Source organism: Mycolicibacter sp. MU0102, assembly GCF_963378105.1.
In the GTDB taxonomy this organism is placed as follows: Bacteria; Actinomycetota; Actinomycetes; order Mycobacteriales; family Mycobacteriaceae; genus Mycobacterium; species Mycobacterium holstebronense.
Map to the genome: position 1 here is coordinate 786,703 of NZ_OY726398.1, position 15,680 is coordinate 802,382.

The following is a 15,680-nucleotide window of genomic DNA, read 5'->3' on the forward strand; positions in this document are numbered from 1 at the left end:
CGATTGAGGCGAGCGGCACCTCATGGCACGGTGGTACCCACATGTACCGACTGTGTGGAAGGTGTTGGAGTGGCCGAGAAGACGACCGAGCCGGTGCGGCTGCCGCCGGTAGCGCCGATCCCGAAGCCGCTGGCGGCACTGCTGTTTCTGACCGCTCGCAAGACTGCGATGCGGGCATTGGGGAAGCGCTACGGTGGCGCGTTCTCGCTGCGGCTGCCGATCGTCGGACATGCGGTGGTGCTCAGCGATCCGGTGTTGGTCAAAAGCCTGTTCACCACCCATAGCGACCTGGTAGGTCGACCCGGCAATCTGGGGGCGGTCCTGGGGCCGGGTTCGACCTTCAGCCTGAACGGTGCCCCGCATCTGCGGCGCCGCAAACTGTTGGTGCCGCCGTTTCACGGCAAACGGATGAGCGGATACGAATCCATCGTCGAAGAGGAGGTGCTGCGCGAAATCGCAGCGTGGCCGCAAGGCCGCGAGTTCGCCACCCAACCGTCGATGATGCGCATCACGCTCAACGTGATCCTGCGTGCCGTATTCGGGGCTCAAGGAGCAGAATTCGACGAACTGCGCGAAGTGCTCCCAACACTGGTGGAGTTGGGCTCCCGGCTGGCGGTGCTGCCACCGCGGGCGCGACGCGATTATGGCCGACTGAGCCCGGGCGGGCGCTTCCACGACTATCGCCGACGCTACGACGCATTGATCGCGAAACTGATCGACACCGCGCGCAACTCGCCCGACTTTGCCGAACGAACCGACGTGCTGTCCCTGCTGTTGACGGCCCGCTACGACGACGGGCAGCCGATCAGTGACGTGCACATCGCCGATGAGTTGCTGACGTTGCTGGCTGCCGGTCACGAGACGACGGCGACCACGCTGGCGTGGGCGGTGGAACGACTCCGCCGCCATCCGGACGTCTTGAATCGTTTGGTCGCCGAAGTCGATTCCGGCGGCTCGGACCTGCTCCAGGCGGTGATTTGGGAAGTGCAGCGGACCCGATCTGTCGTCGAGGGGACCGGGCGCATCACTCGTACGCGGATCAAACTGGGCCCGTGGGTCATTCCGGAGAACCACGCGGTGGTGGTGGCTTTCCGGTTGGTGCACTTCGCCGAGGGCAACTTCGTCGACCCCGAGGTCTTCGATCCGGATCGGTTCGTCGGCAATCCGCCCGACACGGCACTGTGGATCCCCTACGGCGGCGGGGTGAACCGTTGCGTGGGTGCCGCGTTCGCCAACATGGAGATGCTGGTCACGCTACGTACGCTCTTGCGCCACTACGAACTCGTTCCGACCACGGCCAAGGGGGAGCGTCACCACTCCCGAGGTGTCACTACCGCCGCGGGACGCGGGGGTCTGGCGGTGGTGCACCGGCGCGAAACCGGCTGGCCGGTGGTCGCCGACCTCACCGCAGCTGGGAACGCAGCTGGCGTTTGAGCACCTTGCCGTAGCTGTTCTTCGGTAGCGCGTCGACGAACTCGTAGCGCTTGGGGCGCTTGAAGCGCGCGATACGTTCCAGCAGGTGACTGTCCAACTCGGCAACCGAGGCGTCGCCCACGATGAACGCGACCACGATCTCGCCCCACTCGGGGTCGGGGGCTCCCACCACGCCGGCCTCGCTCACGCCGGGATGGCTCAACAGTGCCTCCTCGACTTCACGGGGGTAAATGTTGCTGCCACCGCTGATCACCACATCCTTCGAGCGGTCGCGCAGGGTGAGACACCCGCGGAGGTCGAACGAACCTTTGTCACCGGTGAACAGCCAGCCGTCCCGGATGGCCTCGGCGGTGGCGTCCGGATTGTTCCAGTAACCGGCCATGACGACGTCGCCGCGACAGACGATCTCGCCGACTTCGCCGGCGGGTGCGGGGGTGCCGTCGTCGCGCAGAACCGCGACCTCGACGCCGGTTCGCGGCCAGCCGACTGAGCCCAGGATCGCGTCGTCGCCCAGGTGGTCGGCGCGGCTGAGGCCGGTGATCGTCATCGGGGCTTCGCCCTGGCCGTAGAGCTGGGCGAACACCGGACCGAACGCGGTCATCGCCCGCTTCAAGTCCCCGAGATACATCGGCCCGCCGCCGTAGACGATGGTGCGCAGGTTGGCCGGGCGTCCGCGGCCGGCGGCTACCAATCGGCTGACCATCGTCGGCGCCAGAAAGGCGGTGGCGCCGCGATGATGCCCACACAGGTCGAGGAATTCGGTCGCGTCGAACGAGCCCGATGCCGGTACCACTTGGCGGGCTCCGCGCAGTACGTAGGGCGCGATGTAGAGCCCTGATCCGTGCGACATCGGCGCGCCGTGGATCAGGCTGCAGTCAGCGTCGGGGTCATCCAGGTCGGCCAGATGCGCCAGCGTCATCGCCATCAGGTTGCGGTGGGTGAGCATGGCGCCCTTGGAGCGCCCGGTGGTGCCGCTGGTGTAGAACAGCCACGCCAGCCGGGACGGATCCGGGTTGACCTCTGCAATGGGAGGGCCGGCAAACCGGTCCAGATATGTGGCGCCGCCGATGATCTCGACGGGTGCGCCAACGGCCCCGGCCAGCGCAGAGGTCAGCCCTGGGGCCAGTTTCGGGGACGCGAAGACCAGTGCGGCACCGGCATCGTCGATGATCTGTGCCATTTCCCGCGGGTGCAGCTTGTAATTGAGCGGAACCACAACGCAACCGGCCGCCCAGGTGGCGAACATCAGCTCGAGGAGCTCCGGCCGGTTCTCGCTGGCGATCGCGATCCGGGCGCCGGCTCCCGCCACCCGACGCAGCGACGTCCCCAGCCGCCGTGCGCGATCGGCCAGCTCGCTCCAGGTGTGCAGCCGGCGCTCGCCGTGATACACCGCGCCCCGCTCGCCGAACCGGGTCGCGGCCTGATGCAGCACCGTGAACAGGTTCACCGCTGCACCCAGTCGGAGTCGAGGCCGAAGTCGGACAGGTATTTGGTCGAGCTCCAACCCCCGTCGACGACGATGGTCTGGCCGTTGATGAAGGAGCCGGCCTCCGAGCACAGGAACGCCACGGTGCCCGCGATGTCGTCCACCCGGCCCAGTCGCGGAGACGGCGTCATCTCGGCGTTGAGCTTGCGGAACCGGTTGTCGGACAGGCGTTGCTGCACCATCGGGGTCACGGTGACTCCGGGGGCCACCGCGTTACAGCGGATGCCCTGGGCGCCGTACTGGCAGGCGATGTGGGTGGTCAGCGCGGTCAGTCCGCCTTTGGCCGCCGAGTACGCCCCACCGCGTAGCCCGCCCACCACGGCGAAGGTGGAGGTGATGTTGATGATCGCCGATCCGGGCTGCAGGTGCGGCAGCACGTCGCGTGCCAGCCGGAACGGCGCCCGCAGCATCAGATTCAGGAAATGGTCCAGGGCCTCGTCGTCGGTCTCGTGCAGCGGTTTGGGGCTGCCGATACCGGCGTTGTTGATCAGGTAGTCCACCCGGCCCCACCGGGACAGCGCGGCCTCGATGATCTGCTGTGGCGCCTGCGTCGTGGTCAGGTCGACGGCCACGGTGGCGATTCGGTCGGGCTCGACTCCGGATTCCTGTAGCTCCGCCGTCAAACCGGCCAGACGTTCGGTGTCGCGGCCGGTTGCCAGCACCGCCATCCCGGCCTCGGCAAGTTTTGCCGCGCAGCCGAACCCGATACCACTGCTGGCCCCGGTCACGATCGCCACCTGCATGATCTACTCACCTACCTCTGCGTGGGACAGCTCTGCCCGGATCTGCTGCTTGACCACTTTGCCGGCGGCGTTCTTGGGCAGCGCATCCCAGATCAGCACCTGCTCAGGGGTTTTGAACAGCGCGACACCGTGTTCGGCCAGCATGGCGCGCAGCTCGGCGACACCCGGAGGGGTCTGGCCGGCCGGCACGATCACCGCGCAGGCACGCTCACCGGTACGGGCATCGGGTATCCCGACCACCGCGACCTCAGCGATCTGCGGATGACCGATCAGGATGTCCTCCACCTCGCGCGCGGAGATGTTCTCGCCGTTGCGAATGATCACGTCCTTGAGCCGCCCGGTGACGAGCAGGTAGTCCTCATCGACCCACCGGCCGAGATCGCCGGTCGCGAAGTAGCCCTGCTCATCGAAGCAGTCGAGCTCGTCGTCGCGGTGCTGGTAGCCCAGCAGCATCTGCGGGCCACGGACGTAGATCTCTCCCTCGCCGGGCGGAGCGCCGGGGTGAGGGACCAGCTTGATGTCGGCGATCCCGGGTCGACCGTCGGTCTCCGCGGCGTGGGCAAGGTCGCGGGCGCCCAACGATCCCACCGTGCTGACCGGAACCTCGCTGGACCCGTACACGCGGGTGACGACGGCGGTGTGAAAATAGCCCGCCGCGTCGCGGATCAATGATGCCGGGACCGAGGCACCGCCGCAGATGAAGAGCTTGAGATCGGGCAAGCGGGTACCGGCATCGCGTGCGGCGGCGAGCAACTGGGCCAGAAACGGCGTCGCTCCCGCGACATGGGTGCAGTGCTCGGCGAGCATGAGCGCTACCGCGGCATCGGGATTCCAGGTGTCCATCAGCACGGCGGTGGTGCCCAGCAGTAAGGGGACTTCGAACGCGTAGATCGATCCGCCGATGTGGGCGATGGGGGACGGGACCAGGAAACGATCGCCGGGCTCGATCATCCAGTGCCGGCCCAGCTGGCAGATCAAGGCGTTGATCGAATTATGACTGTGCAGAACACCTTTGGGATGTCCGGTGGTACCGGAGGTGTACAGCAGCATTCGGGCCGCATCGGCATCCACGGTCGGCAGCGCGACGGGTTGGCGGGCGCTGTGCAGCAGGGTGCGGTAGTCGGTGTGCCCGGTCGAGGACCCACGTACCACCACCACTTCGGGCGGATCGGCAAGGTCCGCGGTCACCCGGGTCAGCATCGCCGCGTAGTCGTGGCCGCGGAACCGTTCGGGCACGAACAGCATTCGGGTGCTCGAGTCGGCCAGGATGAAGGTCAGTTCCGCATCGCGCAGCGACGGCAGGATCGGGTTGATCACCATCCCGGCCTGTGTCGCGGCCAGATACACCGCGGCGGCCTCATGCCAGTTCGGCAGCATGAATGACACCACACTGCCGGGGGCCATCCGCGCGAGCATCGCGCCGGCCAGCGCCGTCGCCGCAGTGTGCAGCTCCCGGCAGGTCAACCGGGTGTTGCCGTCGATCACCACGACGCGGTCCGGCGTCTGCTCGGCCGCCTCCTGCAGGGTGTCGGCCAGGGTGGTCACGGGCCGCTCGGTCCGGGCACCCGATGCAGCGTCATCGAATACCGATAGTCATCGCCGGCATGGGTATTCACCGTCACCTGGGCGATCTCACCTTCGGAGGTGGTGTAGCTGCGCTGCATCTGTAGCCCGGCGGTGCCAGGCTCGACGGCCAGGGCAGTGCTGAGTTCGGGGGTGATGATCACTGCCCGGATGTGCTGGCGGACTTCGACGACGCTGACCCCGAACACGTCCTCGATCAAGGGGAAGATCGGGCCGGAGTGGCGCTGCAGCAGCCGGCCGACTCCGGCGAACGCCCGGTTGATGTAGTACTCGGTCCGACAGATCGGCGCGGCATGCCCCTGAGTGCGGCGGTTGCCGCGCACGGTCAGCCATTCGGTGCCCACCGGCAGGCCGGTGCGTGCGGCGACATCCGCGTCGAGGGTGACCATGGCGTTGGAGTCGATCTCGAACCGTGCACCGGCCGCGAAGGCCACCAGGTCATCGATCGAGACCACGTCTTGGGCGTAGCAGTTGGTCGCGGCGCGGGGGATCACCACGGTCCCCGCGCGGGGCCGGGAGACGACGAGGTTGTCCTCGCGCAGTCGTCGCAGCGCCTCGCGGACCGTGTAGCGGCTGACATTGAACCGTTCGCACAGTTCATGTTCGGTGGGCAGCTGCGAACCGATCGGATAGACCCCGTCGGCGATCTCCTTGCGCAGCGTCCGCGCGACCTTGAGATAGCGGTGGTCGGTCACGAGCCGACCGGGTGCAGTGCCAGCACGCTGCCGTCGCCGTCGGCCGAGATGAACAGGGTGCCGTCACGACCGCGCGCGATGCCGGCGAACGGGCCTTGGGGGCCGGAGAACGGCGGCATTCCATTGAGCGGTTTAGGTGTCACGCCCGGTGGCGGCCCGATCGGGAGCCCCTCGGCGATCACCTGCCGTGTACCGGTGTCGAGGTCGACGGCGAGCACTTGGCGGGTTCCGGCGTCCACGACGTAGAGCGTGCGGTCTGCCAGTGCAATCCCTTGCGGCCGAACAAGTCCGTCGACTACCGGCGCCGCCCCCGAGCCGCTGATGCGCAGCACCCGGCCCGCGCCGGATTCGGCCACCAGGTAGGTCCCGGCTTCGGCGTCCTGGGCGACCGCGATCCCGACCGGGCCGGCTAGGTCGCGGGCCAACACTTCCACCGCACCGGCGCGCACCCCCAATACCCGGCCGGTGCCGAACTCGGTGACCGCGATACCGGCGGGTCCCACCGCCACCCCGTAGAGCTGGTCGAAACCGTCGGCGAGCACCTCACTGGATGACTGCGCCGGCACATAGCGGGCGACCTGCCCGCCGGAGGTGGTGACGACGAACTCGCCGGGCCCGACCGCGGCCACGCCCCGCACGAATCCGGGATAGCCGGGGCTGAATAGCATGCCGAGCGTTTCCAGCCGCCCGCCCGCACCGACGGCATAGAAGTAGGTGCCGTCGGCGACAAACAGGGCGCCGGCCTCATCGATGGTGAGGTCCAGCGGCCAGTTCAGCCCGCCCGGCAACATCGTGGATGTCTTGCCGGCGCCGGCGATCTCGGTGATCTCGCCGGTGAAGTTGGAGACGAACAGCCGCCCGTCGACGAAAGTGCAGTTGTCCAGTCCGGGATGCAACTGCGCCAGCACGGTGGACCTGCCGGTGCGTGGATCGATGCGCAGCACCTGTCCGCTAGCGGCTTGGGTGGACACGATGAAACCGTCGGCGTCGAACTTCACCGAATCCGGTACGCCCAGATCGCCCGCCACCCGCTGCGGGGCGGCATCGGTGGCGAAGGGATCGATGCGCCAGATCTCGTTGGCGGTCATCACCGGGAAGTACAGCAGGCCGTCAGGCCCTACCTCCATGGCGTTGGGCGACGGCAGGTTCTCGGCCAGGATGCGCCTGCCGCCGGTGGCCCGGTCGAGTTCCATCAGGCGCCCGCCCTCGCGGCATTCGCCGACGAACAGCCGGTCGTGGTGCACGGTGATGCCGTTGGCGCAGGGCAGGTCGTCGCGCAGGACACGGCTGCGGCCGGAGGCGTCGAGCGCACTGACCCGGGCGTCCATCACCTCGGTGGCGTACAAGGTGCCGCTGGCATCGAAGGCGACATCGTCGGGGGCGACGACGTCGCCGCCGCGCGCGCTGACGACCGCCAACTCGCCGGTGGTCACGTCCAGTGCGCTGATCTGACTGCCGGTTACCTGCGCGATGTAGACCCGCCCGTCCGGTCCGGTGCGCAGCCCGTTGGCGCCGAACAGCCGGCTCGGTTCGGTGATCCGTTCCAGCCGCCAGCCGGGTGCCGCGGCGGGGGTGCCGGCCAGCTCGCGAGGGAGTGGCGGGGAGGCAGTCATGACTCCGGACGTTATCAAGCTCAGTTAGTCCAGACAATAGTTGGCAGAAAGGCGGCTATCCGACCTTGACGCATGAATAACCCCTGCGGAATAGTGTTCTGCATTACGCAGAACGGAGTATTTTGTCCGAACAAATGATGGCGGGCGGCAACGGGGTGGCTGGGGAGGCTCCGGCGCACGGGCCGCTGAGCGGGGTTCGAGTGGTCGATCTGACGACCATGGTGATGGGCCCGTACTGCACGCAGATCATGGCCGACATGGGTGCCGACGTCATCAAGGTCGAGCCTCCGGAGGGCGACGCGACCCGCTACATCTCGGCCGGTCCCGCACCCGACATGAGCGGGGTGTTCGTCAACGTCAACCGGGGCAAACGCAGCGTCGTGCTGGATCTGCGCACCGTGGCCGGACGGACCGCGATCACCGCACTGATCGGCCGGGCCGACGTATTCATTCACTCGATGCGGGCCAAGGCGATGGCCAAACTGGGCCTGGGCTACGCCGAGGTGGCCGCGCTCAACCCGGGGATCGTCTACACCAACTGCTATGGCTACGGGCGCCGCGGCCCGGCCGCCGACCGCCCCGCCTACGACGACACCATTCAGGCCGAGTGCGGGCTGCCCGCGGTGCAAGAGCAGCTCACCGGCCGGGCCGACTACGTCGGCACCATCATGGCAGACAAGATCGCCGGACTGACCGCCCTGTACGCCACGATGATGGCGCTGTTCCACCGGGAACGAACCGGACAGGGCCAAGAAGTCGAAGTCGCCATGTTCGAGACCATGGCCTCGTTCATGCTCGTCGAGCACGCCAACGGTGCGATGTTCGACCCGCCGCTGGGCCCGGCCGTCTACCCGCGCACGGTGGCGCCTAACCGGCGGCCCTATGCCACCAGCGACGGCCAGATCGCCGCGCTGATCTATAACGACAAACACTGGAACGCCTTCATCGGTGCGGTGCAGCCGCCCTGGTCCTGCGAGCAGTACGCCACCTTGGCGCAGCGGGCCCGGCAGATCGACACCATCTACGGGCTGGTGGCGCAGACCATGAAAGAGCGCACCACCGCCCAGTGGTTGGCGCTGTTCGAAGAGCTGGAAATCCCAGCGGCCCCGTTGAACTCGCCCGGGGCGTTGTTCGACGATGCACACCTCAACGCCGTGGGTCTGTTCGAAACCGTGAACACCCCCCATGGCCCGGTCCGTTTCCCCGGGGTGCCCACCTGGCTGTCGCGGACCCCCGGCCGGGTCGCCGGCGCGGCCCCGGAACTCGGCGCGCACACCGCGGCGGTCTTCGCCGAACTCGGACTCGAGCAGGGCACCGCATGACCCTCGACTTCGACATGGGGACGCGCGCCGGCGAACTGCGGGTCCAGCTGCGCGAGCTGATCGAACGGGAGCTGCCCGAACGCTTCCCGGGTGCGTTCACCGACGACCCCGCAGATCTTGCTGCAGCACAACGGTTCTGCCAGGTGCTGGCGGAGCAGGATCTGCTGTGTCTGTCCTGGCCGGAGCAATTCGGCGGGGCGGGCGCATCGGTGTGGGAGCAGACCGTGGTGCGCGAGGAGATGTGGGCGCATCATGAGCCGCGCGGGGCGCAGTACATGGGGGTGAACTGGGTCGGGCCGATCATCATGCGGCACGGCACCGCCGCGCAGCAGCGCCGCCACCTGCCGCCGATCGCGGCCGGCGAGGTGATCTGGTGCCAGGGCTTCTCCGAACCCGAAGCCGGGTCGGACCTGGCCTCGTTGCGCACCCACGCCCGACGCGATGGTGACGGCTGGCTGATCAACGGTCAGAAGATCTGGACCTCCTACGCGACCATGGCGCAGTGGTGCTTCCTGTTGGTGCGCACCACCCGGGTCGGTGAAGGATCGGTCACCAAGAAGCAGCAGGGCCTGACGGTGTTCCTGGTCCCGATGGACAACCCCGCCATCACCGTCCGGCCACTGGGCACCATGATGGGCCCGCACCACCTCAACGAGGTGTTCTTCGACGACCTGCGCGTCACCGACGCCGACGTGCTCGGCGAACTCGACGCCGGTTGGTCGATCGTGGCCGACGTGATGGCTTTCGAGCGAGTCGGAATCGCTCGCTACGCGCGCTGCGAACGGCTGCTTGCCGCGGCGCCGAATGCCCTCGGACAGCGCTGGCAGGCCCTGCCCGGCGAGGTGATCGCCCGATGGGTCCGCATGCTCACGCACTGCCGCCGGGCTCGGCTGATGGCCTACCGGGTGGTGTCACTGCAGGCCAGCGGCCGCATAGCGCCCGGTGACGCCGCCGCCTACCGGATCGCGGTCACCCGGCTGGACCAGGAGAGCGCGGAGGTGCTGATGGAGATCGCCGCCGAAGCCCCCGACAGCCCACCGGGGCAGTGGTATCGCCAGGAGGTCGAAGACCACTGGCGCTACTCACAGGCGGCCACGGTGTCCTCGGGCAGCATCGAGATGCAGCGCATCCTGCTGTCGCGCGCCCTGCTGGCGGAGGCGCGATGAATCTCGAACTCGGCGCGGACGCGCAAGAATACGGTCGGGCAGCGCTGCGGGCATTTGAAGCCGGCGGCGGCGACGAGTTGGTGCAGCACGCAGACGCCGACCCCGGCCTGCGGGAGCAATTGGTCGGCCCGATCCTGCGGGGGCTGGGAGCCGACGAGCTGAAGCCCCGCGCCGACGCCGACGAACTCGAAGCCGCCGCCGCGCTGTGCCGCGCCGCCGGGTACTGGGCGCTGCCGTACCCGGTGGCTGAATGCCTCTCCGCACCAGCTGATCTCGACGTTGACGGGCTGATCGTGGTCGCCGACCATGCCCCCGCCGGCGTGGTGGCGGGACTGTCGCAGCGGTGGGCTACGGTCACGCTGGCCGGGGTGCGCAGCACGGTCGTGGCGCAGACCGACACCGGGCCGGCCCTGGTGGCGGGCCTGACCTTGGCGCAGCTTGACGACGCCGGCGCCGGCGATGTCGCGCTGGCGCTGACGCTGCCCTGCTGGACGCTGCTGGGGATGCTGGACCGGGCAATGGATCTGACGATCGCCCACGTGCGGCTGCGCGAACAGTTCGGCCAGGCGCTGTCGGCGTTCCAGGGCGTGCAGTTCCAGCTCACCGACGCCGAGGTGGAGCGCGCCGGGGTGGACATGCTGGCCAAATACGCGCTGTGGAGCATCGCGACCGGGCGACCCGAAGCCACCGATGACGCGCTGGCGCTGCGATCGGCGGCGCTGGAAGCCGCCGAAGTGGTGTTCCGCATCTGCCACCAACTGCACGGCGCCGTCGGGTTCTGCGACGAGACCGCACTGTCGTGGCTGTCGCGCTACAGCCAGCCGCTGCGCCGCCTGCCGTGGGGACTGTCGGCCACCCGCGACCGGCTGGCCAGCCGCGCCCAACAGACCGGTCTGACGGGACTCTACGCATGAAATACGACCTGCCCCAGGAGATCACAGTGACCGGCGATGGCCCGGTCCGCACCGTCACGATCAACCGTCCCGACGAGCTGAACAGTGTCAACGCCAACCTGCACTGGGGCCTGGCCAATGTGTGGCGCCGACTGGCGGCCGATAAGGCAGTCCGGGTCGTGGTGCTGACCGGCGCCGGGCGGGCGTTCTCCGCCGGCGGCGACCTGAACTGGATCACCACCTTCCTGCACGACGACGCCGCCCGAGACGAGAGCATCCGCGAAGGGGCGCAGATCGTCGAAGAGATGCTGCGGTTCCCGCTGCCGATCATCGCGGCCGTCAACGGCCCCGCGGTCGGATTGGGCTGCAGCGTGGCGGTGCTCTGCGACATCGTGTTGATTTCGCAGAGCGCCTATCTCGCTGACCCGCACGTCGCGGTCGGGTTGGTCGCCGGTGACGGGGGAGCCGCGCTCTGGCCGCTGATCACCCCGATCTTGCGATCCCGCGAATACCTCTACACCGGCGATCGCATCGATGCGGCCACCGCCGTCGAGCTGGGACTGGCCAGCCGCACGGTGGCCCCCGAAGAGCTGCTGCCGCAAGCACATCAGCTGGCCGACCGCCTGGCGGCGCAGCCGCCCGAGGCGCTGCAGGGCACCAAGCGGGTGGTCAACATGTATCTGTCGCAGGTGCTGGCCGGGCCGCTGCAAGCCGGGTTCGCCGCCGAGGTGACGACCATGAAGTCCGACGAACACCGGCAGCGTTTGCTCGCCTTCGCAGAGCGGGCGAGGAAGACATGACCGCCGACAACGACTTTCGCCTTCAGGTGCGCCAGTGGTGCCGCGACAACATCCCCGCGGACTGGCGCCGCGCCCAGACCGGCGTGAGCGAGCAGGAGTTCGTCGACTTCCAGCGCAGCTGGTTCGCCACCCTGCACAGCGCCGGGTTCGCGGTCCCGCACTGGCCGCGCGAATGGGGCGGCGGGATGTCCGTGGCTGACCAGGCCGTGCTGTACCAGGAGCTCGCCGTCCACGACGCGCCCCGGCTGGTGCTGGCCTTCGTCGGCATCCACCACGCGGCCGCCACCTTGCTGGCGGCCGGAACACCGGAGCAGCGCAGCCGGCATCTGCCCGCGATCCTCGACGGCGAGATCTGGGTGCAGGGCTTCTCCGAACCCGAAGCCGGCTCGGATCTGGCATCGCTGCGCACCACCGCGCGCCGGGTGGGCGATGACTATGTGGTGAACGGCCAGAAGTTGTGGGCCAGCGGCGCGAGCCACGCCCAATGGTGTCTGCTGCTGGCCCGTACCGACCCGCACGCCCCCAAACGCAAAGGCATCTCGTATTTCCTGCTGGACATGGCCACCCCCGGCGTGCAGGTGCGGCCAATCCGCAACGCCGTCGGCGACCAGCATTTCTGCGAGATCTTCCTCGACGACGTGGTCATCCCGGCGGCCAACCTGATCGGGGCGGAGAACGCCGGCTGGCAGGTGGCGCAGGCGACCCTGGGCGCCGAGCGCGGGATGACCATGCTCGAGCTCGCCGAGCGATTGGGCTGCGCCGGTTTTCGGTGGCTGGCGCAATCCGCGCCGAGCGATGACCCGGTGGTGGCCGATCGGCTGGCGCAGCTGGAGACCGAGATCACCGGACTGCGCGGCATGTGCCGCCAACTGGTGCACGACGTCGAAGCCGGCACCGCCGGGCCGGCCGACGCTTCGATCGTGAAGCTCTTCTACAGCGAGGTACTGCAGCGGCTCACCGATTTCGGTGCCGAGATCGGTGGGCCGGCGGCCCACGCCGTGCTGAACAAGCCGCTGTCCAGCGGCTGGGAATCGGGATCGTGGGTACTGGACTTCATCGGCTCGTGGGAGTGGACCATCCCCGGCGGCTCCAGCGAGATCCAGCGCACCATCATCGGCGAACGCGGTCTCGGCCTGCCGAGAGAGCCGAGCATGCCATGACCACAATCGATTTCGCCGAACTGCACGACGACCTGCGCGCGGTCGCTGTCGATCTACTGCACCGTGACCCCGCGGTCGACTGGTCTGCCGTCGTCGACGCCGGCTGGGCGGGTCTGGAGGTTCCCGAAGCCCTCGGCGGTGCGGGGGCGAGTTTCGCCGAAGTCGCGGTGATCTGCCAGGAACTGGGCCGCGCCGCCGCAGCATCGCACTACCTGGGCTCTGCGGTGCTGGCGGTGGGCATGCTGAACAGCCTGCAGGACAGCGAGGTCCGCGACGGACTGCTGGCCGACGTCGCCGCCGGACGGGCCCGCGTTGCTGCGGTGATCGGGGGATCGTTCACCCTCGACGCCGAGCGGCGGCTGACCGGCCGTGCGGATTTCGTGCCGGACGCCGACGGCGCCGACCGGCTGCTGGTAGTGGCGACCGATACGTCCGGTGCTGATGTCGCGGTCGTCGTCGAGACGCTGAGCGTCACCGCGCAACCAGTGCTCGACGAAACCCGCCACGTCGCCGCCGTTACGGCCGAGCGGATCGAGGTGGCCGACGCGGCGGTGCTGCGGTTCGCCGGCAGCGCGCCGACGTTGGGGCATCGTGCGGCGGTCGCGGTGGCGTGCGACAGCCTCGGTCTGGCCGAGGCCATGCTCGCCGCGACGGTGTCGTATGCGCAGACGCGCGAGCAGTTCGGCCGGCCCATCGGCTCCTTCCAGGCGGTCAAACACGCCTGTGCGGACATGTTGGTGAAGGTCACGGTGGCCCGCACCTTGGTGCGCGATGCGGTCCAGTCGGTGGCGACGGGCGGGTCCGACGGCTCAGACGTGGACGCCGCCGTCGCCATGGCGAAGTCCTACGCCTGCGTTTCCGCCGTCGACGTGGTCGGCAAAGCGCTGCAACTGCACGGCGGCATCGGCTACACGTGGGAGAGCGGCATCCACATGTACCTGAAGCGCGCCACGTTCAACCGGTCGCTGTTCGGATCCCCGGCAGCGCACCGTCGTCGTCTCGCTCAACGGTATTAACAAGTCAAGCAAGGAGTTTCGAGAAGTGGGTGTGCCCGTCTATCGCCGGATCCTGGAACTGTTCGAAGCCGAAGGCGTCAACACGCTGTTCGGCATCCCCGACCCCAACTTCGTACACATGTTCGTCGAGGCCGAACAACGGGGTTGGTCGGTGGTGGCGCCGCACCACGAGGAGAGCGCCGGGTTCATGGCCGAGGCCGCCTCGCGGATGACCGGCCGGCCGGGCCTGTGCATCGGCACCCTGGGCCCGGGGGTGGCCAACATCGCCGGCGCCATGATGTGCGCGAAGGTCGAGAACTCCCCGGTGGTGTTCCTCGGCGGGCAGCGCGCCCGCATCACCGAGCGCCGAGTGCGGCGCGGGCGCATCCAATTCGTCCGCCAGGAAGAACTTTTCACGCCGTCGGTGAAGTACAGTGCGTCGATCGAATACGCCGATCAGACCGACGAGATCGTGCACGAGGCCATCCGCCGCGCTATGTCGGGCACTCCCGGTCCGGCCTATATCGAATACCCGTCGCACGTCATTCTCGAAGAGCTCGACGTCGCCGATCCGCCCGAGCCGCACCGCTACCGGCTGGTGAACCAGCGAGCCGGCGCGCCCGAGGTCGAGCAAGCCGCCGAGATCATCCGCAAGGCGTCCAGCCCCATCCTGCTGGTGGGCCACGGGGTACACACCTCGCGCAGTGCGCCTGCGGTCGCCGAGCTGGCCGAGCTGATGGCCTGCCCGGTGATCCAGACCTCCGGTGGCACCGCGTTCATCCCGGGCCTGGAAGAACGCACCTTCCCCTACGGCTTCTCCACCGCGGCCGTTGAGGCAGTCGCCGGGTCGGACGTCTGCGTGGCGCTGGGCACCGAACTGGGCGAGCCGGTGCACTACGGCACCACCCGCCATTGGGCCGACAAGAACGGCGAGCGCAAGTGGATCTACGTCGAACAGGACCCGCTGGCGATCGGCGTGAACCGGCCGGTGGACGTAGCCCTGGTGGGTGACCTGCGCGGCATCGTTCCGCAGTTGGTCGAGGAGCTCAAAGGCAATCCCCGCACCCCCTCTGCCGACCTGGACCGGTGGATCAAACAGGACGCCGACCAGCTTGCCGAACTGGCCGAAACCGCCCCGGCTGGTCGTTCCCCGGTGCACCCGGCGCGTTTCGTGGTCGAGGCCACTCGGGCTTTCCCGGCCGAGGGCATCATGGTCCGCGACGGCGGGGCGACGGTGATCTTCCAATGGACCTATTCGCAGGCCAAGCCGCACGACGTGATGTGGAACCAGAACTTCGGGCACCTGGGCACCGGGTTGCCCTATGCCGTGGGCGCCTCGGTCGCCGAGGGCGGCAAGCGGCCGGTGATGCTGCTGACCAGCGACTCGGCGTTCCTGTTCCACATCGCTGAGCTGGAGACCGCGGCCCGGCTGGGCCTGCCGTTGGTCTGCGTCGTGGGTGTGGACCACCAATGGGGTCTGGAAGTCGGCGTCTACAAGCGGACCTTCGAGCAACCCTCGCCGCAGCCCGGCGTGCACTGGGGCAAGGACGTCCGATTCGACAAGATCGCCGAGGGCATGGGCGCACGCGGGGAGTTCGTCGACGACGAAACGCAGATCGGGCCGGCCATCGAGCGTGCTCTCGCCGCCGGCGGGACCGCGGTGATCCACGTCTGCATCGACCCCAAGGCCAACTCCGAAGAGATGCCCAACTATGCCGAGTTCCGTACCTGGTACGCCGAAGGAACCCAGTAAACGAGAATGCTATTCTCGTTTCCGGCTAACAACGTG

General features: G+C 68.4%; 13 protein-coding genes. 8 read left to right on the top strand and 5 right to left on the bottom strand.

Annotated elements, in window-relative coordinates; all coding sequences use genetic code 11:
* The first annotated feature begins 69 nt into the window (after nucleotides 1-69).
* Nucleotides 70-1,434, top strand: a complete 1,365-nt coding sequence (locus RCP37_RS03720; protein WP_308485666.1) for a cytochrome P450 — start codon at nucleotides 70-72, stop codon at nucleotides 1,432-1,434.
* Here RCP37_RS03720 and RCP37_RS03725 read toward each other — a convergent pair.
* From RCP37_RS03725 to RCP37_RS03745, 5 genes are read right to left on the bottom strand one after another with little or no spacing between them, the layout of a single operon-like run.
* A complete protein-coding gene (locus RCP37_RS03725; protein WP_308485667.1) occupies nucleotides 1,403-2,881 on the bottom strand; it encodes an AMP-binding protein in 1,479 nt (492 codons plus the stop codon). The genes RCP37_RS03720 and RCP37_RS03725 overlap by 32 nt on opposite strands.
* A complete protein-coding gene (locus RCP37_RS03730) occupies nucleotides 2,878-3,663 on the bottom strand; it encodes an SDR family NAD(P)-dependent oxidoreductase (protein WP_308485668.1) in 786 nt (261 codons plus the stop codon). Before RCP37_RS03730 ends, RCP37_RS03725 begins: the two co-directional genes overlap by 4 nt.
* A 3-nt stretch (nucleotides 3,664-3,666) precedes the next feature.
* Nucleotides 3,667-5,208 carry an AMP-binding protein gene (locus tag RCP37_RS03735; RefSeq protein WP_308485669.1) on the bottom strand — a complete coding sequence of 514 codons (1,542 nt, stop codon included), beginning with the start codon at nucleotides 5,206-5,208 and terminating at the stop codon, nucleotides 3,667-3,669.
* Complete coding sequence (locus RCP37_RS03740) at nucleotides 5,205-5,942, bottom strand: GntR family transcriptional regulator (RefSeq protein WP_308485670.1); 738 nt, start codon at nucleotides 5,940-5,942, stop codon at nucleotides 5,205-5,207. The genes RCP37_RS03735 and RCP37_RS03740 overlap by 4 nt, the downstream gene beginning before the upstream one ends.
* Nucleotides 5,939-7,555, bottom strand: a complete 1,617-nt coding sequence (locus RCP37_RS03745; protein ID WP_308485671.1) for an SMP-30/gluconolactonase/LRE family protein — start codon at nucleotides 7,553-7,555, stop codon at nucleotides 5,939-5,941. The genes RCP37_RS03740 and RCP37_RS03745 overlap by 4 nt, the downstream gene beginning before the upstream one ends.
* Nucleotides 7,556-7,740: 185 nt before the next feature.
* Here RCP37_RS03745 and RCP37_RS03750 point away from each other — a divergent pair, with 185 nt between their 5' ends.
* Genes RCP37_RS03750 through RCP37_RS03780 form a run of 7 tightly spaced genes read left to right on the top strand, consistent with a single transcriptional unit; the run spans nucleotide 7,741 to nucleotide 15,644 of the window.
* Complete coding sequence (locus tag RCP37_RS03750) at nucleotides 7,741-8,877, top strand: CaiB/BaiF CoA transferase family protein (protein ID WP_308486926.1); 1,137 nt, start codon at nucleotides 7,741-7,743, stop codon at nucleotides 8,875-8,877.
* On the top strand, nucleotides 8,874-10,043 hold the full coding sequence (locus RCP37_RS03755) for an acyl-CoA dehydrogenase family protein (protein ID WP_308485672.1): 1,170 nt from the start codon (nucleotides 8,874-8,876) through the stop codon (nucleotides 10,041-10,043). Before RCP37_RS03750 ends, RCP37_RS03755 begins: the two co-directional genes overlap by 4 nt.
* Nucleotides 10,040-10,957, top strand: coding sequence for an acyl-CoA dehydrogenase family protein (locus RCP37_RS03760; RefSeq protein ID WP_308485673.1), 918 nt, complete (start codon nucleotides 10,040-10,042; stop codon nucleotides 10,955-10,957). The genes RCP37_RS03755 and RCP37_RS03760 overlap by 4 nt, the downstream gene beginning before the upstream one ends.
* Entirely contained in the window at nucleotides 10,954-11,736 is a 783-nt protein-coding gene (locus RCP37_RS03765) for an enoyl-CoA hydratase/isomerase family protein (RefSeq protein ID WP_308485674.1), read from the top strand. Before RCP37_RS03760 ends, RCP37_RS03765 begins: the two co-directional genes overlap by 4 nt.
* Nucleotides 11,733-12,896, top strand: a complete 1,164-nt coding sequence (locus RCP37_RS03770; protein ID WP_308485675.1) for an acyl-CoA dehydrogenase family protein — start codon at nucleotides 11,733-11,735, stop codon at nucleotides 12,894-12,896. The genes RCP37_RS03765 and RCP37_RS03770 overlap by 4 nt, the downstream gene beginning before the upstream one ends.
* The gene (locus tag RCP37_RS03775) at nucleotides 12,893-13,912 is read left to right on the top strand and encodes an acyl-CoA dehydrogenase family protein (RefSeq protein WP_308485676.1); all 1,020 of its coding nucleotides are present in this window, start codon (nucleotides 12,893-12,895) and stop codon (nucleotides 13,910-13,912) included. The genes RCP37_RS03770 and RCP37_RS03775 overlap by 4 nt, the downstream gene beginning before the upstream one ends.
* Before the next feature lie 25 nt (nucleotides 13,913-13,937).
* Nucleotides 13,938-15,644: a thiamine pyrophosphate-binding protein gene (locus tag RCP37_RS03780; protein ID WP_308485677.1), complete on the top strand. Its 1,707-nt coding sequence runs from the start codon at nucleotides 13,938-13,940 to the stop codon at nucleotides 15,642-15,644.
* Nucleotides 15,645-15,680: the final 36 nt, after the last annotated feature.